Annotated in this window: 20 protein-coding genes; 7 read left to right on the plus strand and 13 right to left on the minus strand. The window is 67.4% G+C overall.

Annotated elements, in window-relative coordinates; translation table 11 throughout:
• Positions 1-26: 26 nt before the first annotated feature.
• The 6 genes from AC1RCS_RS24420 to AC1RCS_RS24445 all read right to left on the minus strand — a co-directional run bounded on the left by AC1RCS_RS24420 (position 27) and on the right by AC1RCS_RS24445 (position 5,995).
• Positions 27-716 carry an energy transducer TonB gene (locus AC1RCS_RS24420; RefSeq protein ID WP_218297554.1) on the minus strand — a complete coding sequence of 230 codons (690 nt, stop codon included), beginning with the start codon at positions 714-716 and terminating at the stop codon, positions 27-29.
• Positions 717-814: 98 nt separating this feature from the next.
• Complete coding sequence (locus AC1RCS_RS24425; protein WP_218297553.1) at positions 815-1,087, minus strand: (2Fe-2S)-binding protein; 273 nt, start codon at positions 1,085-1,087, stop codon at positions 815-817.
• 114 nt (positions 1,088-1,201) lie between these two features.
• On the minus strand, positions 1,202-2,329 hold the full coding sequence (locus tag AC1RCS_RS24430) for an alpha-hydroxy acid oxidase (protein WP_492246491.1): 1,128 nt from the start codon (positions 2,327-2,329) through the stop codon (positions 1,202-1,204).
• A gap of 75 nt (positions 2,330-2,404) precedes the next feature.
• Positions 2,405-3,097: a Fe2+-dependent dioxygenase gene (locus tag AC1RCS_RS24435; RefSeq protein WP_369642334.1), complete on the minus strand. Its 693-nt coding sequence runs from the start codon at positions 3,095-3,097 to the stop codon at positions 2,405-2,407.
• 105 nt (positions 3,098-3,202) lie between these two features.
• Positions 3,203-5,353, minus strand: coding sequence for a TonB-dependent receptor (locus AC1RCS_RS24440; protein ID WP_255590906.1), 2,151 nt, complete (start codon positions 5,351-5,353; stop codon positions 3,203-3,205).
• A gap of 321 nt (positions 5,354-5,674) precedes the next feature.
• Positions 5,675-5,995 carry an SWIB/MDM2 domain-containing protein gene (locus AC1RCS_RS24445; protein ID WP_055402700.1) on the minus strand — a complete coding sequence of 107 codons (321 nt, stop codon included), beginning with the start codon at positions 5,993-5,995 and terminating at the stop codon, positions 5,675-5,677.
• Positions 5,996-6,363: 368 nt separating this feature from the next.
• Between AC1RCS_RS24445 and rraA the strand changes: the two genes are divergently transcribed.
• Positions 6,364-6,879: a ribonuclease E activity regulator RraA gene (gene rraA, locus AC1RCS_RS24450; RefSeq protein WP_492246490.1), complete on the plus strand. Its 516-nt coding sequence runs from the start codon at positions 6,364-6,366 to the stop codon at positions 6,877-6,879.
• Between the two features lie 32 nt (positions 6,880-6,911).
• Here rraA and AC1RCS_RS24455 read toward each other — a convergent pair whose 3' ends face one another.
• Positions 6,912-7,865 (minus strand): DMT family transporter, encoded by a 954-nt coding sequence (locus AC1RCS_RS24455; protein ID WP_492246489.1) that lies wholly within the window; start codon positions 7,863-7,865, stop codon positions 6,912-6,914.
• Between the two features lie 37 nt (positions 7,866-7,902).
• Here AC1RCS_RS24455 and AC1RCS_RS24460 point away from each other — a divergent pair, with 37 nt between their 5' ends.
• The gene (locus AC1RCS_RS24460; RefSeq protein WP_492246488.1) at positions 7,903-8,325 is read left to right on the plus strand and encodes a gamma-glutamylcyclotransferase family protein; all 423 of its coding nucleotides are present in this window, start codon (positions 7,903-7,905) and stop codon (positions 8,323-8,325) included.
• Here the strand turns inward: AC1RCS_RS24460 and AC1RCS_RS24465 are convergent, their stop codons facing one another.
• Positions 8,326-8,583, minus strand: coding sequence for a hypothetical protein (locus AC1RCS_RS24465; protein ID WP_492246487.1), 258 nt, complete (start codon positions 8,581-8,583; stop codon positions 8,326-8,328).
• Here AC1RCS_RS24465 and aceA point away from each other — a divergent pair.
• The 3 genes from aceA (at position 8,582) to AC1RCS_RS24480 (ending at position 11,594) form a co-directional block, all read left to right on the plus strand.
• On the plus strand, positions 8,582-9,913 hold the full coding sequence (aceA, locus tag AC1RCS_RS24470) for an isocitrate lyase (RefSeq protein ID WP_055402695.1): 1,332 nt from the start codon (positions 8,582-8,584) through the stop codon (positions 9,911-9,913). The genes AC1RCS_RS24465 and aceA overlap by 2 nt on opposite strands.
• Positions 9,914-10,236: 323 nt before the next feature.
• Complete coding sequence (locus tag AC1RCS_RS24475; RefSeq protein WP_492262028.1) at positions 10,237-10,698, plus strand: YiiD C-terminal domain-containing protein; 462 nt, start codon at positions 10,237-10,239, stop codon at positions 10,696-10,698.
• Between the two features lie 326 nt (positions 10,699-11,024).
• Positions 11,025-11,594, plus strand: a complete 570-nt coding sequence (locus tag AC1RCS_RS24480) for an EF-hand domain-containing protein (RefSeq protein WP_492246485.1) — start codon at positions 11,025-11,027, stop codon at positions 11,592-11,594.
• A 152-nt stretch (positions 11,595-11,746) separates the two neighbouring features.
• Here AC1RCS_RS24480 and AC1RCS_RS24485 read toward each other — a convergent pair whose 3' ends face one another.
• From AC1RCS_RS24485 to AC1RCS_RS24505, 5 genes are all read right to left on the minus strand, one after another.
• Positions 11,747-11,905 carry a DUF3309 family protein gene (locus tag AC1RCS_RS24485; protein WP_007856361.1) on the minus strand — a complete coding sequence of 53 codons (159 nt, stop codon included), beginning with the start codon at positions 11,903-11,905 and terminating at the stop codon, positions 11,747-11,749.
• A 239-nt stretch (positions 11,906-12,144) separates the two neighbouring features.
• Positions 12,145-13,776, minus strand: a complete 1,632-nt coding sequence (locus AC1RCS_RS24490; protein WP_492246484.1) for a DHA2 family efflux MFS transporter permease subunit — start codon at positions 13,774-13,776, stop codon at positions 12,145-12,147.
• 15 nt (positions 13,777-13,791) lie between these two features.
• The gene (locus AC1RCS_RS24495) at positions 13,792-15,096 is read right to left on the minus strand and encodes an HlyD family secretion protein (protein WP_369642516.1); all 1,305 of its coding nucleotides are present in this window, start codon (positions 15,094-15,096) and stop codon (positions 13,792-13,794) included.
• A gap of 53 nt (positions 15,097-15,149) precedes the next feature.
• Positions 15,150-16,619 (minus strand): efflux transporter outer membrane subunit, encoded by a 1,470-nt coding sequence (locus AC1RCS_RS24500; RefSeq protein WP_492246483.1) that lies wholly within the window; start codon positions 16,617-16,619, stop codon positions 15,150-15,152.
• A gap of 41 nt (positions 16,620-16,660) precedes the next feature.
• Positions 16,661-17,164, minus strand: a complete 504-nt coding sequence (locus AC1RCS_RS24505; protein ID WP_218338520.1) for a MarR family winged helix-turn-helix transcriptional regulator — start codon at positions 17,162-17,164, stop codon at positions 16,661-16,663.
• A gap of 160 nt (positions 17,165-17,324) precedes the next feature.
• Here AC1RCS_RS24505 and AC1RCS_RS24510 point away from each other — a divergent pair, with 160 nt between their 5' ends.
• Together AC1RCS_RS24510 and AC1RCS_RS24515 are read left to right on the plus strand one after the other, a co-directional pair.
• Complete coding sequence (locus AC1RCS_RS24510) at positions 17,325-18,011, plus strand: Pr6Pr family membrane protein (RefSeq protein ID WP_492246482.1); 687 nt, start codon at positions 17,325-17,327, stop codon at positions 18,009-18,011.
• A gap of 79 nt (positions 18,012-18,090) precedes the next feature.
• Positions 18,091-19,044 (plus strand): ketopantoate reductase family protein, encoded by a 954-nt coding sequence (locus AC1RCS_RS24515; protein WP_492246481.1) that lies wholly within the window; start codon positions 18,091-18,093, stop codon positions 19,042-19,044.
• The last annotated feature ends 7 nt before the right edge of the window (positions 19,045-19,051 follow it).

A 19,051-nucleotide genomic window follows, 5' to 3' on the forward strand; every position in this document is an offset into this window, starting at 1 on the left:
TAAAGCGGTGATTTGCGGTGATTTGGTTATTCGAGAACGAAGTTGACAGGGACCAGGTTCCACATGGTCTCGGGCACGCCGTTGCGTTTGCCGGGCACGAAGCGCCAGCGCATGACGGCTTCCTGGGCCTGTCGGTCCAGCCGGTCGAAGCCGCTGGACTTGTTGATTTCGACCTTCTGGGGCAGGCCGTCGGTGCCGATCAGTACCCGCAGCACCACCTTTCCCTGCTCGCCCATGCGCTTGCTGATGGCCGGATAGCTGGGTTTGGGGTTGTTCAGGTAGGCGGCGTCGCTGGACGGCAGTTCGATCTTGGGCGGCGCGGGGGGCGCTGGAGGGGCTGGCGCCGGTGCGGGCGGGGCCATGGGCGCTTCGATGGGCGGTGCCGGCGGCTGCGGGGTGGTGATGCCCGTGGGGGCATTGGGGGCGGGCGTGGGGTCCGCGATGGCCACCGGCATGGGGGCGGGGCGCGGGGCGGCCTTCGGGGCCGGCTTGGGGGGCGGTGGCGGCGCGGGAGGCGGTGGCGTGACCTTGGGGGGCGCGGGTGGTGCGATGAATTCCGTCAGCAATTCCGCCGGCACGATGACTTCGGCCGCGCGGCGCAGCAGGCCCGACTGCAGGGCCCAGAGGCCCGCAACATGCAGTGCGACGACGGAGCCCACGATCACGGTGTTGCGGCTGAACCCCCCGGGGGTGGCAAAACGATCTGGGTGAGACATAAAAATGATAGCAGCTAGCGCTTGTGGATCAAGCGCTAGCGCCCTAAAAGACCTTGATTATTTGCGAAAGATCCACCAGGCCGAGCCTGCGACGAGGATCAGGCTGCCAGCGAGCGTTGAGAGGAGTTCCATGACTTGCTTTCCAGGATGGAGCTGGCAAGCTGGATCGTTTGCGGCGCTGCCTCATTGTGCAGGGCCGCCACCGGATTCGATGCGCTGCACTGTGCCACCACGTCGCGGGCACAGCTTTCGCAGCATCCGCATTGGGTGGCCACGCCCAGCTCGAACTGGATTTCGTCAAAGCTCATGCCCGCACGTGCGTGGCGGGCAATCTCACGGTCGGAAATCCGGCGGCAAACACAGACGATCATGGCGGCAGGCAGTGTGGCTGGCTGTTGAAGGTGTCGCCATTATAAATAAGAATCTATCGCATTTGCAATAAGCCATTTCTGCCATGAGGGAGAAACCGGCGCAAAGCCGCCGCCTCAGCCGGGGCTGTCTGCGGTGAGCAAGGCTGGCGTGGCGTCTGCCAGCGTGGCGCAGCCGGTGAGCGCCATGGCGATCTCGAGCTCGTCGCGCAGCAGGCGCAGCACGTGGGCGACGCCGGTGGCCCCCGCATTGGCCAGCCCCCAGACGGCCGGGCGCCCCACCAGCACGGCGGATGCCCCCAGCGCCATCGCTTTGAGCACGTCGGTGCCGCGCCGGATGCCGCCATCCACCAGCACCGGCAGTGCGCCGCCCACGGCCTGCACCACGCGCGGCAGGGCGGTGGCCGTGGCCGGGGCGGTGTCCAGCGTGCGCCCGCCGTGGTTGGACACGATGACGCCCGCAACGCCGGCCGCCACGGCCTGGCGCGCATCCGCCGGGTGCAGCACGCCTTTGAGCAGCACGGGGAGCCGGGTCACGGACTGCAGCCACGCCACGTCGTCCCACGTGGGGGCGTGGTGCAGCAGCCCGTCGAACAGCGCGCTCTGGTCCGCGCCGAGGGGTGGGGTGGGCGGCGCCTGCATGCCGGCCAGATTGACGGGGCCGATGCCGGGCGGCAGGCGAAAGCCTGTGCGGCGCTCGCGGTCGCGTGCGCCGCTGGCGGGCGCGTCCACGGTCAGCACCAGGGCTTCGAACCCTGCGGCCTCGGCGCGCTGTGCCAGTGCGCGGGTCAAGCCACGGTCTGGCTGCAGGTACAGCTGAAACCACAGCGGACCGCGGCCGGGGTCGGGCAGTGCGGCCTGGGCAATGCTCTCCAGCGACACGCTCGCCTGGGTGCTCAGCACCACCCCCGCGCCCAGGGCCGCAGCCGCGTAGGCCATCGCCAACTCGCCGTCGGCGTGGGCCAGGCGCTGAAAGGCGACGGGTGCCAGCAGGATGGGGTGTGCCAGCGTGCGGCCCAGCAGCTGGACGCGGGTGTGCCCGCCCGCCAGCGGACGCAGCACGCGGGGCCACAGGGGCAGGGCGTCCCATGCGCTGCGGTTGCTGCGCAGGCTGATCTCATCGGCCGCGCCGCCACTGAAGTAGGCCCAGGCGTTGTCGTCCAGGTGCTGCCGGGCCTGCTGCTCGTGGTCGGCCAGGCTGACGATGCCCGGAGGAAGCTGTTGGCGTGCGGGGACGTGGGTCATGGCAATGAAAAAAGCACCTGGCGCTTTTTCAGAGCGCGCAAGGTGCTATCAATAAAGGAGCGAAAGGGGCGGCGCTCACACGTCGGCCCACATGCGCAGCAGGTTGTGGTACGTGCCCGACAGGGCGATGACCGAAGGATCCGTTTCACCCACGCTCTGGCGCAGCCGCAGCAGGGCCATGTCCATGTCGAACAAGAGCTGGCGCTGCTCCAGTCCGCGCACCATGCTTTCCACCCAGAAGAAGCTGCTGATGCGGTGGCCGCGGGTGACGGGCGACACCTGGTGCACGGTGCTGCTGGGGTACAGGATCATGTCGCCGGCCGGCAGCTTGATGCGTTTTTCGCCCCAGGCTTCGGTGGCGACCAGTTCGCCGCCGTCGTATTCGTCCGGCGGGGTCAGGAACAGCGTGCACGACAGGTCGCTGCGCACCCAGCAGCTGTCTGCCTTGGAGTGCATGACGGCGCTGTCCACATGGCGGCCATAGAAGTTGGCGCCGTCGCCGTAGTTGTTGAACAGCGGGTTGTAGATGCGCCGGGGCAGGGCGGCCGAGAAGAACAGCGCATTGCGGGCCAGCGCGGCCTTGACGATGCCTTGCAGCTGGGCCGACAGCTCGCTGCCCTGCGCGAGTTGCAGGTTGTTCTTCTGGTGCACGGCCTGGCTGCCCGCGCTGCGGGCGCCATCCACCCAGGGGGTGTCGGCCGCCCAGAGCTTTTGCCGGAACAGGGCGACCTCGTCGGCCGTCAGTACGTCTTGGATGTGCAGGAACATGGGGCCTGATTGTGACTCCGCCCCAATGAAGGGGCGGTGTCGTTTCGTCAAAACATCGGCGCTTTCAGTGCGTCAGCAACGCACCACAGGCGCATTGCATGCGCGTCAGAAGCGCGTCTTGAGCGACAGCTGCACGGAACGCGCCGTGCCCGGCGTGTAGAAGCCGCGGTACAGGCCGTCCGCATAGGTGCGGTCGAACAGGTTGTTGACGTTGAGCTTCAGCGTGGTCTTGTCGTCGAACGCGTATTCGACCATGGCGTCCATCACCGCGAAGCCGCTGGCGTACACGGCACGCGAGCCTTCGGGGTTTTGCTTGCCGCGGTAGGTCACGCCCGCGCCCACGCGCACCTTGGAGGTGACGGCGTAGGTCGTCCACACGCTGCCGCTGTGCTTGGGCGTGAGGCCGGGGCGGTCGCCCTGCGCCTGGGCGCCACCTCCGTTGGCTGGCACCACCACATTGCTGTGGTCGATCTTGGCCGATGGGATCCAGGTGTGGTTGGCGAACAGTTCCCACTGGGGCGTCAGGCGGCCGGCGAGGTTGAATTCCATGCCGGTGGCGTGGCGCTTGCCGGACAGCAGCTCTTGCTGGGCTGCGGTGTCGGGGTCGGTGTTGCGCTCGTTGTACTTCTGGCTGTAGAACGCGGCCACACCCAGCAGGGCACGGCGCTCGAACAGCTCGAACTTGCTGCCGATCTCGAAGTTGCGGCTCTTTTCAGGGTCGGTGTTGGCCGTGCGCGCCGTGCCGGCGCCGGGGTTGCCGAACTGGTAGGTGTCGCCCGAGGTGTTGTACGAGGTGCCGTACGACACGTAGTACGAGGTCAGCTCGGTGGGCTGGAACAGCAGGCCCACGCGGGGGCTGACCAGGCTGTCGGAGCGGGAGTTGCTCAGCGCGCCGGTGGCGTTCTTGTAGGAAGCCCTGAAGTTGTCGTAGCGCAGGCCACCCACCAGCTTCAGGGTGTCGTTGATCGCGACCGTGTCCTGGAAGTACAGGCCCAGGTTGCGCGAGGTGAAGGTGTTCCACTGCACCGGTGCGCGGCCGTCGGCCACCCAGGCGCCATCGTTGGGCGAGCCCACGGTGGTATTGGGGCGCGGCGTGGTGTTGGCGTAGTTCTGGTTGCGCTTGGCATCGTCGTCGTAGTAGTCGACGCCGGCCAGCACCGCGTGCTTGCGGCCGCCCCAGTTGAAGGTGTTGTTGTAGTCGCTTTGCACCTGCAGCACTTCGCTCTCGCCCAGGCGGCCCTTGGAGCCACGGGTCAGCACGGTGCTGCCATTGATCTGGCCCAGCGTGATGCTGCCGTTCTGAAAGCCGATGGTGCTGGCCAGCAGGTCGCGCTCGTACTTGCCATAGCGCAGGCGCGTGGTCAGCTCGCCGTTGTCGTCGAAGCGGTGGATGTGGCCCAGCGTGACGTACTGCGACGAGGTGTCGTTGTGGTCGCTGGCCAGGCCGTAGTAGTTGCGGGCGTCCAGCGGCGTGTTGATCTTGCCGTCGACCACGCGCCAGGGGTGGTTGTACAGCGGACGGCCCTTGGATTCGAGGTAGTACAGGCCGATGGAGAATTCATCGCGCGTGCCGATGCCCCAGGCGAAGGTGGGCGCAATGCCGCGCTTGTCCTGCTTGGCGCCGTAGTTGTCGTACTCCTGCACCATGGCGTTCAGGCGGAAGGCCGCGTTTTCGCCGGTCTTCCAGTTGAAGTCGCCCGTGGCGCGGTGGAACTGGCCAGTGCCGAAGGTGTAGCTGGCTTCGTGCTGGTCAATCAGCAGCGGGTACTTGTTGACCTGGTTGACGATGCCGCCGGTCGAGCCCTTGCCGAACAGCATGGAGGCCGAGCCCTTGAGGACTTCGATGCGGTCGTTGTTGAACGTGTCGCGCTCGATCAGTGGAGCGTCCTTCATGCCGTCCACATAGATGTCACCGGCCAGGCCCAGCGAGAAGCCGCGCATGCGCACGTCTTCTTCACCCGTTTCGCCCGACTGGAAGGTCACGCCCGCCGTGGTGCGCAGCACCTCGCGGAAGTCGTCCTGGTTGCGGTCGTTCATGAGCTTTTCGGTGAACACCGTCACGGACTGGGGGATGTCCTTGATGTCCTGGTTGCCCTTGCCGACGGTGGTCTTCTTGAGCAGCAGGGTGTCCTTGCCTTGCACTTCGGCCGCTTCCTGCACCGTCACGGTGGACATGGTGGCTTCCGGTGTGCCGGACTGGGCCATGGCGCCCATGGAGGCGGCCAGCATCAGGGCGCCCAGGGGCAGCAGGGCCATGTCGGACGATGCGCCGGTGGCGGTGGAAACAGGGGATGCGGTTTGACGCAGCGCGGTGCTGCGGCGCTGAGCGCGTGATTTTGCCAAGATGGACTCCGTCGATGGGGGATGTGCAGGTCGGCGCCCGATGTGCGCCGCAAACGAGCCGGATGCAATGACGCTTGTGAGAAATACGTCACAAAGTCATGCTTCTTCGTGCATCTTTATGTTACATCGAATGAGGGTCATTCTCATTTGCATTGATGTTTACACGCCACACTTTGCCTGGGTACGGACGAAAAAAAGCCGGCAGAGCCGGCTTTTTCGGGGGGCGCGAAGCGCTTACTTGACGTGCTTGCCAATGAGGCCGGCGAGTTCAAACATCGACACCTGGGGCTTGCCGAACAATTCCTTGAGCTTGGCGTCGGCATTGATGTTGCGCTTGTTGGTGGCGTCCTGCAGGTTGTTGGCCTTGATGTAGACCCACAGCTTGCTGATGATCTCCGTGCGCGGCAGCGGTGCCGAGCCCACCACGGCGGCCAGCGCGGGGCTGGGCGTGAGCGCCTTCATGAAGGCAGCGTTGGGGGTGCGCTTCTTGGCGGGGGCAGCAGCCGTCTTGGCTGCGGGGGCTGTTTTTGCCGGAGCTTTTTTTGCAGTTGCCATGTTGGGTTTTCCTTGTTGGAAGTAAATTTTCACCAGCGAAAACTAGGCTGTCCCACTGGCAGGCTGATGCTACTGGGAAAAAAACGCGTTTCCAAGGGAGAAACGGCTTTTTTTGCCTCGATTTGTAGCCGTGGCGCCGCGTGCGGGCCAATAAGTCGCGTGCGCGGCGCTCCTGCCTTGACAAAGCGGTGCGTGTGCACGCGTTTTCCCTATGGCAGCGCAGGCCTGGATGGCGTCCTGGAGGTCTGTATGACAATGCCGGACGCACCACGACGCCGGTGGCCCGCCCGAAGCTGGAAACGGACCGCTGGCGGCAGACCCCCCGTCCCGTCTCTTTCCTTCTTTTCCTGTTTGAAAGGCCTTTGAAAATGACCGCTGCACTTCCTGTCAACACATTCAGCACCTGCGATTTCTGCGATGTGCACAAGGGGGACAGGGGCGGGGCCTTTCGTGTGCTGCCCCCGGTCTTCCAGAGCTTTGGCGGTGTGGCTGCGTTCGCGGGCGCGGTCAGCACCGTCAAGTGCCACGAGGACAACACCCACGTGAAGGCCGCGGTGGAGTCGCCCGGAGAGGGCCGCGTGCTGGTGGTGGACGGCGGGGCGTCGCTGCGCCGGGCGCTGGTGGGCGGCAACCTGGCCGCCGCCGCGGCACGCAATGGCTGGGCGGGCCTGGTGGTCGATGGCTGCGTGCGCGATCTGGCCGAGCTCAATGCGGCCGCCGTGGGCATCCGCGCATTGGCGCTGATGCCGCTGCCCACCGAGCGGCGGGGCGAAGGGCAGCGCGATGTCGCGGTGCAGATCCAGGGCGTCTGGGTGCGGCCGGGCGACTGGCTGTATGCCGACGCAGACGGCATCGTGGTCAGCGCGGGGCCCCTGGCTGCATGAACGGGGGGAGGCCGCAGGCCGTGGGCAGCGCGTCAGCTGGCACGCCGGCCCACGCGCAAGGCAGCGCGTGAGGGCAGGGTGGCCATCAGCACGCTGGCCAGGGCAATGGCAAATGCCGCCCATTGCAGGCCTGTGAGCGATTCGCCGAGCACCAGCACGCCCACGAGGGCCGCGCTGACAGGCAGCATCACCGAAAAAACGCCCCCCTGCGCCGCCGGGACGGCCTTGAGGCCGGTCATCCACAGCCAGACCGTCCACACGCAGGCGGCCAGCGCGTAGAACACCAGCAGCGTCCACGTGCCCCAGCCCACGGCGGCAAAGTCGAATTGCCAGGCCGCATACAGGCCGAAGGGGGTGGACAGCACGAAGCCCCACAGGTTGATGAGCGAGGTGATGCGTTTGGGCCCGAGGCTGCCCGTGAGCTTCTTTCCGATCACCGTATAGGCGGCCTCGCACACCACGGCACCCACCAGAAGCAAGGGGCCCAGCCATGCCAGATCTTGCATGTTTTGGGCATCTGGCGTTTGTGCAATGTGCGCTGAATGCTCTTGTTTTGATAGCGAAAACAAGACAATGCCGGCCACTGCGCAGGCCACGGCCGCCCAGGTGCGCGGCGCGACCTTCTCGCGCAGGAAGACCCAGCCCATCACGGCCACCGCAGCGGGTATCGCGGCCAGGGTGACGCCGGCCGAGACGGCGTTGGTCAGGCTCACGCCGTACAGCATGCAGACGGTGAACAGGAAGTTGCCCAGAAACGATTGCAGAAACAGCAGCCGCCGGGTTTGCCGTGTGAGCGGGGGTTCCTCCACAGGCCTTCTGAGCCAGTGCAGCATCGCCAAGCCGCCAATGCCAAAGCGCAGCCATGCGAGCAGGAACACGGGCAGTGCCGTCGCCAGGGGCTTGGACAGTGCCACATAGCTGCCGACCAGCGCCATGCTGAGGGCCAGGCACAGGTAGGCGAAGGGGCGGCTGGGCGTGGTGTTCACTAGACTGGTGATCGTTCAACGAAAAAGAGTGCGCATCATGCCCGACGAATCCGTGCCCGCCCCCCCCGCACGCCATGTCTTTGTCTATGGAACGCTGCGGCGCGGCGGCACCAACGACATCAACCGCCTGCGGCCGGCGCCAAGGTTCATCGGGATGGCCCGGGTGGCGGGCAGCCTCTATCACCTCGGGGGGTATCCCGGCATGACGCTGGGTGGAGGGCGGTCGGTGACCGGGGAGGTCTATGCCATCGCGCCGGCGCTGGAATCCGTTCTGGACGAGATCGAGGACCTGGGCGCCAATCCGAGCGACGAATATGCCAAGCGCGACATCGTGGTCGAGGTCGAGGGACGCAGCGTTCCCTGCCTGGTCTATGAGGTCAACCCGAGGTACGTGGAGTCCGCCCAGCGCATCGCCGGGGGGGATTGGCTGCAGGCTCTGCAGCCGCCAGCCGATTCCTGATCAATCTTTTGCAATGCGGAAATTGGATTTCATGATTTGGAATGCGATAGATGTTGCATTGCCGCAATTTTTCTCGATATGAGAAATCAATTTCTGTATTGAGAAATGTTGTGTGTAAGCTGTTGTTTTGAAAGAAGAAAATTTATCTCTTCTATAAGACATAAGAGCTTGCGCAAGTCTTATAGAAGACTTAAAGTTGTTCCCAAGGGCAGCACGCAGCAGCCCGGCGTTTTCAACCAACCCCTGGAGTGATCTCATGCCCCAATCCCTCAACGAACAACTGAGCCGCGAACAGCAAATTGCCGCCCTGGAAAAAGACTGGGCGACCAACCCCCGCTGGAAGGGTGTGAAGCGCGGCTACTCCGCCGCTGACGTGGTGCGCCTGCGCGGCTCGCTGCCCATCGAGCACACGCTGGCCAAGCGCGGTGCTGAAAAGCTGTGGGACAAGATCAACGGCGGCGCCAAGAAGGGCTACGTGAACGCGTTTGGCGCCATCTCCGCCGGCCAGGCCATGCAGCAGGCCAAGGCAGGCCTCGAAGCCGTGTACCTGTCGGGCTGGCAAGTGGCCGCCGACGGCAACACCAGCGAAACCATGTACCCCGACCAGTCGCTGTACGCATATGACTCGGTGCCAACCATGGTCCGCCGCATCAACAACACCTTCAAGCGTGCCGACGAAATCCAGTGGGGCCGTGGCATCAACCCCGGCGACAAGGAATTCATCGACTACTTCCTGCCCATCGTGGCCGATGCGGAAGCCGGTTTCGGCGGCGTGCTGAATGCCTTCGAACTCATGAAGAACATGATCCAGTCGGGCGCCGCAGGCGTTCACTTCGAAGACCAGCTGGCGGCCGTGAAGAAGTGCGGCCACATGGGTGGCAAGGTGCTGGTGCCCACGCAGGAAGCCTGCGAGAAGCTGATTTCCGCACGTTTCGCGGCCGACGTGATGGGCGTGTCCACCATCGTGCTGGCCCGCACCGACGCAGAAGCCGCCAACCTGATCACGTCCGACCACGACGCCAACGACAAGCCTTTCCTGACTGGTGAGCGCACGCAAGAAGGCTTCTACCGCGTCAAGAACGGCCTGGAGCAAGCCATCAGCCGTGGCGTGGCCTACGCCCCCTACGCCGACCTGGTGTGGTGCGAAACCGGCGTGCCGGACATCGGCTTCGCCCGTGAATTCGCCCAGGCCGTGCACGCCGCCTGCCCCGGCAAGCTGCTGTCGTACAACTGCTCGCCATCGTTCAACTGGAAGAAGAACCTCAACGACAAGCAGATCGCTTCGTTCCAGGAAGACCTGTCGGCACTGGGCTACAAGTACCAGTTCATCACGCTGGCCGGCATCCACATCAACTGGTTCAACACCTTCCAGTTCGCCCATGCATACGCCCAGGGCGAAGGCATGAAGCACTACACCGAGATGGTGCAAGAGCCAGAATTCGCAGCACGCGAAAAGGGCTACACCTTCGTGTCGCACCAACAAGAAGTGGGCGCAGGCTACTTCGACGACGTGACCACGGTGATCCAGGGCGGCTCGTCCTCCGTGAAGGCCCTGACGGGTTCGACCGAAGAAGAGCAGTTCCACTGATCCGGCGTCCCCCGCACAGGGGGATGGGGAGACAGCAAGACAAGAAAGCCACCCTGCGGGGTGGCTTTCTTTTTTGGCGTTGAGCGATATGCAGAGCGCCGTGTCTGACGCGCGCGCTGTATCCATGGATCCATGGAGCGCTGTGTGAGGGGGCCTCACGCCGGCGTCCGGCTGCAAAGTGGCAGTCACCACTCCGGGTTAGGATGATCCTCGTGCTGGCGCGTGCATGACTGGGTCCTCATTGCCAGGGGGCTGCCTCTGTCGCAGCAACTGCGAGCACTGCATGCGTCCGCCACCGACAGTTTCTCCCGTGACCCTTCAGAATGCACGCCGTGACTCCCCTTGCCCTCCAAGCCTATCTGCACCAGCACATTCCCCTGTCCCACGCCATGGAGGTGACGGTGGTCGACGCCACGCCGCAGCAGGTGGTGCTGGCCGCTCCGCTGGGGCCCAACATCAACCACCGCGATACGGTGTTTGGCGGCAGCGCATCGGCCGTGGCGATCCTGGCCGCCTGGTCGATGCTGCACCTGCGCCTGTCGGCCGAGCAACTGGGCAGCCGCCTGGTGATCCAGCGCAACACCATGGACTACCTCGCGCCCATGGCCGGCGCCTTCACCGCCGTGGCGCAGGCGCCCACGCCGCAGGCCTGGCGCTCTTTCACCCGGATGCTGCAGCGCAAGGGGCTGGGCCGGATCGTGCAGGCGTCGGCGCTGCACTGCGATGGGCGGCCAGCGGGGCGGCTGGAAGGAGAGTTCGTGGCGTTCGGGCCGGGTTACCCGTAGGGCAGGGCCCTGGGCGCACGCCGACTGCGGCGGGCCGCCGGGGCATCCAGCCCCCGGGTTTGTCCCCGCGCTCCGGGCAGGCGAGACGCCGGCGTGCTCCAACGCTGGGGCACGGAGCGCCGCATCGCAGCCGGGATGTGCCGGACAGGTGCCGAAATGGGGTCCAAAGGGTGCTTTCATCCTGCCACTGCGTCGTGGGGCGCGGCGTACCCTTCATGTCCTGGGCGAAGCGGTGATCACGGTGGCCTTGTCCTTTTGTCTTCTCCAAGCAAGGACCAGCAGGAAGGGCCAGGACACCGGGTTTTGCCCCACAGGAGTCCATGGCGATGTCACCTCTTATCTCCGGCCTTGCGTCCGTAGCCTCTCTGATCTTCAACGCAGCCTCCAGCGGGCCGGGCAAGTCAGCCGCATCGCGGCGCGGCGCTGGCGCGACCGAGCCTGAGCCCTCCACGGTCCTCACCCTGAGTCCGCAGGCCGAGGCACTGGCAGGGTTTGCAGAAAAAGGCATTCTGGTCTCGCAGGGCAAACTCGACGGCCCCGCCGTGGGCGCGGTGGGGCGGGGCGGCGGTTCGGTGCCGGCGGGGGCTTCCGGCGCACCGGGCGGCCGGTTGGTCTCCAGGGAGGATTTTCGGGACCTGCTTGCCCGCTTTGGTGCCACCGAGGCCCAAACCGAGCAGCTGACGGCAGGTTTTGACACCAACAAGGACGGATCCATCTCGCAGGATGAATTCCTCAAGGGCCTGGCCAGTACCAAGGGCGCCCAGGCGGGCAGTGGTTTTTCGCAGGCGGTGATGCAGCTCATGGACCAGGGCGGCAACGCGGATGGCACGGTGGCGCAGAAGGAGTTCGCGGCGTTCTCGACAGCCTTCGCGGCAGCGGGCCAGCGCCGGGCGTGAAAAGCCAGGCCGCAGGGGCATCGAACCCGGTGCCGCCAACGGGCATAAAAAAACGGCGCTTCCAAGGAAGCGCCGTTCTCTTGCGGGGCCGACAGGTGCCTCCACCCCCTTGCGGGAGCAGGGCCCCCAGCCTCAGCCGGGAGGCGTCGTCGTCATATCCTGCCCATCAGCAGCAGGATCACGAGAATCAGCACCACCAGCCCGATCCCGCCGCTGGGTCCGTAGCCCCATGAGCGGCTGTGGCCCCAGGTTGGCAGTGCGCCAACCAGGATGAGGATGAGGACGATCAGCAGAATCAGCGAGAGCGACATGGCAGTTCCTTGTTGTGTGTTGCGGTGACTGCATTGTTGGGGCGCCCCCCGGGGTGCGGCCGAAGGTGCCGCGCCCGCCTGGAGGTCAGGTTTTTCCGACGTGGCCTGTGGGAGGCCGCGCAGTGCCGCAGGGCGCGGCAGGTGGCTTGAATGCTATAAAAAAATAGCTGCTAGCGCTTGTTGTTAAAGCGCTGCAGCCATTTTCCGGTGTTATTCAGCTGCTGCCGGCCCGCAGGCCCTCAATGCGCTCCGGCCGCGTCGGCGGCGCCCGGGCCCTGGGCCCTGGGCGGCCGCCTGGTCAGCCAGATCAGCCCGATCAGCAGCAGGAACAGCCCGGCCGATCCGAGGAAGATGTCGTTGGCCGCGCGGGTGAACGCCTGCTGGTCGATCAGGCGGTTCACCTGCGCCAGCGCCTGCAACTGTGTCAGGCCCGATGCCATCAGGTTATCCAGCGTGATGGCGAACACGCCCTGGCCCTGCACCAGGCCCTCGGTCAGGTGCGCATGGTGCATGGCGGCGCGGCTTTCCCACAGCGTGGTGGCGATGGACGTGCCCATGGCCCCGGCGGTGATGCGCACGAAGTTGCTCAGCCCGGCGGCGGCCGGAATGCGCTCGGGCGCCACCCCTGCCAGCGTCAGCGTGGTCAGCGGGATGAAGAAGAACGCCATGGCCGCACCCTGCAGCAGCGTGGGGATCAGGATGTGGATGAAGTCGGTCTGCACGGTGAACTGCGAACGCATCCACAGCACGATGCCGAACACGATGAACGCGCCCGTCGCCATGCGCCGGGGGTCCCACTGGCCGACCTTGCGGCCCACCAGCGGCGTGAGCAGGATGGCGAAGATGCCCACCGGCGCCAGCGCCATGCCGGCCGAGGTGGCGGTGTAGCCCATCCACTGCTGCAGCCACAGCGGCAGCAGCACCACGTTGCCGAAGAAGAGGGCATAGGCCACCGACAGCGCGAGCGCGCCGAAGGTGAAGTTGCGGCCCTTGAAGAGCTTGAGGTCCACCACCGGGTGCTTGTCGGTGAGCTCCCAGACCAGGAACACGGCGAACGCCACCACGGCGACGACGGCCATCACGATGATCTCGTTGGAGGCGAACCAGTCGAGCTCCTTGCCCTTGTCGAGCATGAGCTGCAGCGCACCCACCCACAGCACCAGCAGGGACAGGCCGACGGTGTCGATCGGCAGCTTGCGGATCGGGGTCTCGCGCTTGCGGTAGATGCCCCAGGTGAGCACGCCGGCCAGCAGCCCCACGGGCACGTTGATGTAGAAGATCCACGGCCAGGAGATGTTGTCCGTGATCCACCCGCCCAGGAGCGGCCCCACCACGGGCGCGACCAGCGTGGTCACGCCCCACAGGGCCAGCGCCGTTCCGGCGAGGGCACGCGGGTAACTGGCCAGGAGCAGCGTCTGCGACAGCGGGATCATCGGCCCGGCGACCAGGCCCTGCAGCACGCGAAAGAAGACCAGCATCTCCAGCGACGAGGCGAAGCCGCACAGCCAGGAGGTGAGCACGAACAGCAGCACGCTCATGGTGAACAGCCGCACCGCGCCGAAACGCTGCGTGAGCCAGCCCGTGAGCGGCACCGAGATGGCGTTGGCCACGCCGAAGCTGGTGATGACCCAGGTGCCCTGGCCCGGGCTCACGCCCAGGTCACCGGCAATGGCGGGGATGGAGACGTTGGCGATGGACGAGTCCAGCACGTTCATGAACGTGGCCAGCGACAGCGACAGCGTGCCCAGCAGCAGGGCCGTGCCCTGCAGCGGGGGGTAGGCCGTGGGCGGCCCGGGCGGGGCGGCTGGCGGCGGCGCGGCGGGCAGCGCCGAGGCGCCGGCCTGGTCCGCGGTGGGGTTGGCGGCAGTCATGGAAAAGACTCCGGCTTACTGCACCACAGGGGCGCGCACGGGGGCGGAGGCGTGGTTCTGTGCCTGCCCGGCGCTGCCGCCCGGCGTCTGGACCACCTTGGGCGAGGCCACGGCCAGGGCCTTGCGGCCCAGGTTGGCGGCGATGATCTGGGCCACCTCGTCGTCGGCGGCCTTGAACTGCGCGTCGAACACGGCGGTGGCGGCCACGGGCGTGGTGCGCTGGGTGTCGGACAGGGTCTTGCCGCTCTGGTCGGCCGTGTCCACCTTCACGTCCATCGACAGGCCCACGCGCAAGGCGTGTTCGCTGACTTCCTTGGGGTCGAGGGCAATGCGCACGGGCACGCGCTGCACCACCTTGATCCAGTTGCCCGTGGCGTTTTGCGCGGGCAGCAGCGCGAAGGCGGCGCCCGTGCCGGCACCCAGGCCGGCGACCTTGCCGTGGTAGACGACCTTGGTGCCGTATACGTCGGCCACCAGCTCGGCGGGCTGGCCGATGCGCAGGTTCTGCAGCTGGCTTTCCTTGAAGTTGGCGTCCACCCACAGGTCGTTCAGGGCCACCAGCGTCATCAGCGGGGCACCTGCCTGCACGCGCTGGCCCACCTGCACACCGCGCTTGGCCACATGGCCGTCGAGCGGCGCCACCAGCTGGGCGCGCTGCACGGCCAGGTAGGCCTCGCGCACGCGTGCCGAGGCGCGCTGCACGTTGGGGTGCTGCTCGATGGAGGTGCCTTCGGTCTGCGTCTGGCTGGCGGCCAGTTGCTCCTGCGCGGCCACCACGGCGGCCTGGGCGGCGGCCACGGTGCTCCTGGCGGCCGTGACCTGGGCATTGGCGTGCTGGAACTCTTCCTTGCCCACGGCGCCGCTGGCCATCAGCGGGGCGCGGCGGGCCACGTCGTCCTGCAGGCGCGCGGCATCGGCCTGGGCGCGCGCCAGGTCGGCGCTGCGCAGGCTGACCTGGGCCTTCAACGTGGAGTTGTTGGCGAACAGGGTGCGCACCTCGCGCACGGTCTGGGCCAGCTGCGCCTCGGCCTGCTCCAGCGCCACGCGGGCATCGGCGGGGTCGAGCTTGACCAGCAGCTGGCCGGCCTTCACGTAATCGGTGTCGTCCGCGCCGATGGAGACCACGGTGCCGCCGATCTGCGGCGTGATCTGCACCACGTTGCCCGCCACGTAGGCGTTGTCGGTGGTCTCCACATGGCGGCCATTGGCCCAGTGCCAGCCGCCCCAGCCGATGGCGGCCAGGGCCACGGCGGCGGCGATCAGGGTCAGGCCCCGGCGGCGGGCGGTGTTGGCTTCTTGGGAGGTGAGGGGTTCGCTCATGGCTGTGATCTTTCGGTAGGTGTTTGTTGTGTGTGTTTTGCGTGTGCCAGGAATCAGCGCGCGGCGGTGCGCAGCGTGTCGGTGTCGTCCGTCCAGCCGCCGCCCAGGGCCTTCATCAGCATGAGGCGGGTGTCGAGCTGGCGCGCGCGCAGGTCCACGGCCAGGCGGCGCTGGGCGAGCACCTGGCTTTCGGTGGACAGCACCACCAGATAGTTGCCCAGGCCCGCGCGGTAGCGCTCCTGCGCGAAGCGGTAGGCCTTCTCGGCGCTGGCGGCGGCATCGTCCTGCAGCGCCTGCTGGCGCGTGAGCGACTGCACCGAGGCCATGGCGTCGCCGGCTTCCTTGACCGCGTCGAGCACCATGCCGTTGTACTGGGCGATGGCGGCGTCGAGCTCGGCCTGGCGGCCGCCCAGCTGCGCGCGCAAGCGGCCGCCGTCGAAGATCGGCAGGCGCAGCGCGGGCGTCACGCCCATCTGGCGCGAGCCGGCGCTGAACAGGTTGTCCAGCCCCAGCGAGTTCAGGCCGATGAAGGCGCCGATGTTGATGTTGGGATAGAACTCCGTGCGCGCGACCTTCACGCCCTGGGTGGCGGCTTCCACGCGCCAGCGCGCGGCCACCACGTCGGGGCGGCGGCCCAGCAGGTCGGCGCCCAGCGCCTCGGGCACGGGCGCGGGCTGCAGGGCGGCCAGCTGCGGGGTCAGGGTGGTGAGCGCATCGGGCGCCTGGCCGGTGAGCACGGCCACCTGGCGGCGCGCCAGGGTGATCTGCTCGTCCAGCGCCTCGATCTGCGTGCGCGCATCGGGCACGGCGGCCTGGGCCTGGGTCAGCTCGACCTGGCTGTCCAGGCCCGCGGCCACGCGGTCATTGGTCAGGCGGCGCTGTTCTTCGCGCTGCTCCAGCGCGCGCACCGCGACTTCGCGTTGCGACACCAGGCGCGCCAGGGCCACGTAGCTGCGTCCCACCTGGGCAGCCAGGGTGTTGGCTGCCGCGGCAGCATCGGCCTGGGCCGCGCGCGCCTGGCCCAGGGCGGCCTGCAGCTCGGCGGCGTGCTGGCCAAAGAAGTCGGGCGACCAGCTGAACGTCGCCTGCACCGTGCCACTGTTGTAGGTGTTGCCGGCCACCGGGGCGGGCACCAGGCCGTGCGCGGTGTAGCGCTGGCGCGTGGCGTCCACGCCCAGGTTCACCTGCGGGCCGCTGGCGGCTTCGCGCACCTGGCTCAGCGCCACGGCCTGCTCCAGGCGGGCGCGGCTCACGGCCAGGCTGGGGCTGCCCTGCAGGGCCTTGTCGACCAGGGCATTGAGCTGTGTGTCGCCCAGGGTGGTCCACCACTGCGACGGGGCGGCCGATTCGCTGGCCGAGGCGTTCAGGCCCGCCCCGGCGGGCGTGGTCTGTGCCAGCGGCGTGTGTGCCGGCCCGGGGCTGGCGCAGCCGACCAGGAACAGGGCGGCCGCCAGCGCGACGGCCGAGACGGTGAAGTGGGCCGCCACGGCGGCGCGGGTTGAAAAGGGGGTGGGTTGGGACACGTCAATCTCCAGGGATTCGAAAAAAGTACGGGGCACCGCGATCAGGGCTGCGCGGGCGGCTGCTGGCGCAGCGCTTCGCCATTGGCCAGCATGCGGCGCAGCATGCGCAGCAGCAGCTGCCATTCGTCGTGGGTGAAGTCGCTCAGGTGGCCGTTGAGCACGTCGGCCAGCACGGCGGGCACCTGGGCGGCCACGGCCTGGCCTTCGGCCGTGAGCGCGAGTTGCACCACGCGGCGGTCCGTGGTGGAACGCTCGCGCAGCACCAGGCCCTTGGCTTCGAGCCGGTCGAGTGCCCGGGTCATCGACGCCGGATCGGTCTCCAGGTCGCGGGCGAGGCTGGCCACCGTGGTCTTGTCGCAGCGCGAGATCTTGTACAGCGGCAGCCACTGGGCGTAGGTCAGGTCGCGCGGAGCCAACTGCGCATCCGCCTGGGTGCGGATGGAGGACATCACCTTGCGCATGAGGTAGCCCACGCTGTCCTCGGGCTGGAGGTGGTCGGGGCTGTAGAAGCCCTGGATCGAGGGGGTGGGGCGCGCGGAAGTCATGGGCAGGAATTTAATTGACTAGACAATGATTGTCTTTGCAATCAACTGATTCCCGAGTTGTTGCCAGGGGTTATTGCAACTTCCGGCCCTGGGTGAGATGGCCGTGCCACGGCCTTTGGGCTATGGTGCTGGCACATCCCATCGAGAGCAGGGCACACCCTTGAATCCTTCGCCACCCCCGTCTGCGCACGCCGCGCGCCCCACCCCGGCCGAAAGGCGGGCCACCTTTTCCCTTGCACTGCTTGTCTGGTTCGCCGTGCTGCTCCAGCTGGTGCTTTCCCTGCGGCTTGCGTTGGCCGGCGGCCAGTCCGCCCTGCAGGGCCTGGTGGCCTATCTGGGATACTTCACCGTGCTCACGAACATCCTGGTGGCCCTGGTGCTGACCCTGCCGGCGGTGGCCGCAGGCTCCTCCTGGGGGCGGTTCTTCGCGCGCGCGCCGGTGCAGGCGTGTGCCGCCATCAGCATTGTTCTGGTGGGCCTGGCCTACCACTTCCTGCTGCGCAACATCTGGGATCCCCAGGGCTGGCAGTGGCTGGCCGATGTGCTGCTGCACTACGCGGTACCCGTGCTGTTCGGCCTGTACTGGCTGGGGGCCGCGCCCGGCAAGCGCGGGTTGCGGTGGTGGGTGCCGCTCGCAGCCTGCGCCTACCCGCTGGCGTACTTTGCCTATGCGCTGGTGCGCGGCGTGTGGCTGGGCAGCTACCCGTATCCGTTCATCGATGTGAACGCCCTGGGGTATGCCACGGTGCTGCGCAATGCGGCTGGCCTGCTGGGCGGCTTCGTGCTGGTGGGTTTCCTCTTCCTGGGGGCGGGCAGGTGGGCGGAGCGCGTGCTGCGCGGCGCATGAGCGTGCGGGCGGCCGATCGCCCGATATAGTCTCAAGGCCCATCGGCCCAGCCTTCTTTTTTGTGTCCCCCGGACTTTCCATGACCACAGCCGTTTCCTCCAGCGCCCCGCCCACCCCCGGCCCCTTGCTGCGCATCGCCGTCATGGGCGCGGGGGCGGTGGGCTGCTACTACGGCGCGCTGCTGGCACGCGCCGGGCACCCGGTGACGCTCATTGGCCGGCCCGCCCATGTGCAGGCCGTGCGCGAACGCGGGCTGCGCCTGCAGACAGCCGTGCTGGATGTGCAGGTGCCGCTGGCGGCCAGCACCGAGGCCAGCGCGGTGCAGGGGGCCGACGTGGTGCTGTTCTGCGTCAAGTCCTCGGACTCGGAGGACGCCGCGCGCGGGATGCGCCCGCACCTGGCGCCCGGCGCGCTGGTGCTGACCCTGCAGAACGGCGTGGACAACGACGAGCGCGTGCGCGCCGTGCTCGGCGCCAACACCACCGTGGCCGCCGCCGTGGTGTACGTCGCCACCGCCATGGGCGGCCCGGGGCATGTGGTGCACCATGGCCGGGGCGAGCTGGTGATTGCGCCATCGCCACGCAGCGGCGAGGCCGCCCGCCAGCTCACGGCGGCGGGCATCCCCACCCAGGTGTCAGACAACGTGCGCGGTGCGCTGTGGGCCAAGCTGGTGCTCAACAGCGCGTACAACGCGCTCTCGGCCCTGTCGCAACAGCCTTATGGCCCGCTGGTGCAGGTGCCCGGCGTGACGCAGGTGATCACCGACATCGTGGCCGAATGCCTGACGGTGGCAGCTGCGGACGGAGTGACGATTGCGGGCGACGTGCAGGCCGCCGTGCGCGGCATCGCTGCCACCATGCCCGGCCAGTTCTCGTCCACCGCACAGGACCTGGCGCGGGGCAAGCCCACCGAGATCGACCATCTGAACGGCTACGTCGTCAGGCGCGGGGCCGCCCTGGGCGTGCCCACGCCTCTCAACCACGCTTTGCTGGTCCTCGTGAAATTGGCGGAGATGAAGGGCGCTGCGGGCTGAGTGGGCG

The sequence above is a fragment of the Acidovorax sp. GW823-FHT01C06 genome (assembly GCF_058798375.1).

Bases quoted from the DNA above. Each gene is read 5' to 3' on its own strand.
- AC1RCS_RS24475 (WP_492262028.1), top strand. From the start codon at position 10,237: ATGCACGCCGTGACTCCCCTTGCCCTCCAAGCCTATCTGCACCAGCAC.
- AC1RCS_RS24485 (WP_007856361.1), bottom strand. From the start codon at position 11,905: ATGTCGCTCTCGCTGATTCTGCTGATCGTCCTCATCCTCATCCTGGTT.
- AC1RCS_RS24445 (WP_055402700.1), bottom strand. From the start codon at position 5,995: ATGGCAACTGCAAAAAAAGCTCCGGCAAAAACAGCCCCCGCAGCCAAG.
- AC1RCS_RS24480 (WP_492246485.1), top strand. From the start codon at position 11,025: ATGTCACCTCTTATCTCCGGCCTTGCGTCCGTAGCCTCTCTGATCTTC.
- aceA (WP_055402695.1), top strand. From the start codon at position 8,582: ATGCCCCAATCCCTCAACGAACAACTGAGCCGCGAACAGCAAATTGCC.
- AC1RCS_RS24435 (WP_369642334.1), bottom strand. From the start codon at position 3,097: ATGTTCCTGCACATCCAAGACGTACTGACGGCCGACGAGGTCGCCCTG.
- AC1RCS_RS24515 (WP_492246481.1), top strand. From the start codon at position 18,091: ATGACCACAGCCGTTTCCTCCAGCGCCCCGCCCACCCCCGGCCCCTTG.
- AC1RCS_RS24440 (WP_255590906.1), bottom strand. From the start codon at position 5,353: ATGGCCCTGCTGCCCCTGGGCGCCCTGATGCTGGCCGCCTCCATGGGC.
- AC1RCS_RS24495 (WP_369642516.1), bottom strand. From the start codon at position 15,096: ATGAGCGAACCCCTCACCTCCCAAGAAGCCAACACCGCCCGCCGCCGG.
- rraA (WP_492246490.1), top strand. From the start codon at position 6,364: ATGACCGCTGCACTTCCTGTCAACACATTCAGCACCTGCGATTTCTGC.
- AC1RCS_RS24430 (WP_492246491.1), bottom strand. From the start codon at position 2,329: ATGACCCACGTCCCCGCACGCCAACAGCTTCCTCCGGGCATCGTCAGC.
- AC1RCS_RS24465 (WP_492246487.1), bottom strand. From the start codon at position 8,583: ATGAGATCACTCCAGGGGTTGGTTGAAAACGCCGGGCTGCTGCGTGCT.
- AC1RCS_RS24490 (WP_492246484.1), bottom strand. From the start codon at position 13,776: ATGACTGCCGCCAACCCCACCGCGGACCAGGCCGGCGCCTCGGCGCTG.
- AC1RCS_RS24425 (WP_218297553.1), bottom strand. From the start codon at position 1,087: ATGATCGTCTGTGTTTGCCGCCGGATTTCCGACCGTGAGATTGCCCGC.
- AC1RCS_RS24460 (WP_492246488.1), top strand. From the start codon at position 7,903: ATGCCCGACGAATCCGTGCCCGCCCCCCCCGCACGCCATGTCTTTGTC.
- AC1RCS_RS24505 (WP_218338520.1), bottom strand. From the start codon at position 17,164: ATGACTTCCGCGCGCCCCACCCCCTCGATCCAGGGCTTCTACAGCCCC.
- AC1RCS_RS24420 (WP_218297554.1), bottom strand. From the start codon at position 716: ATGTCTCACCCAGATCGTTTTGCCACCCCCGGGGGGTTCAGCCGCAAC.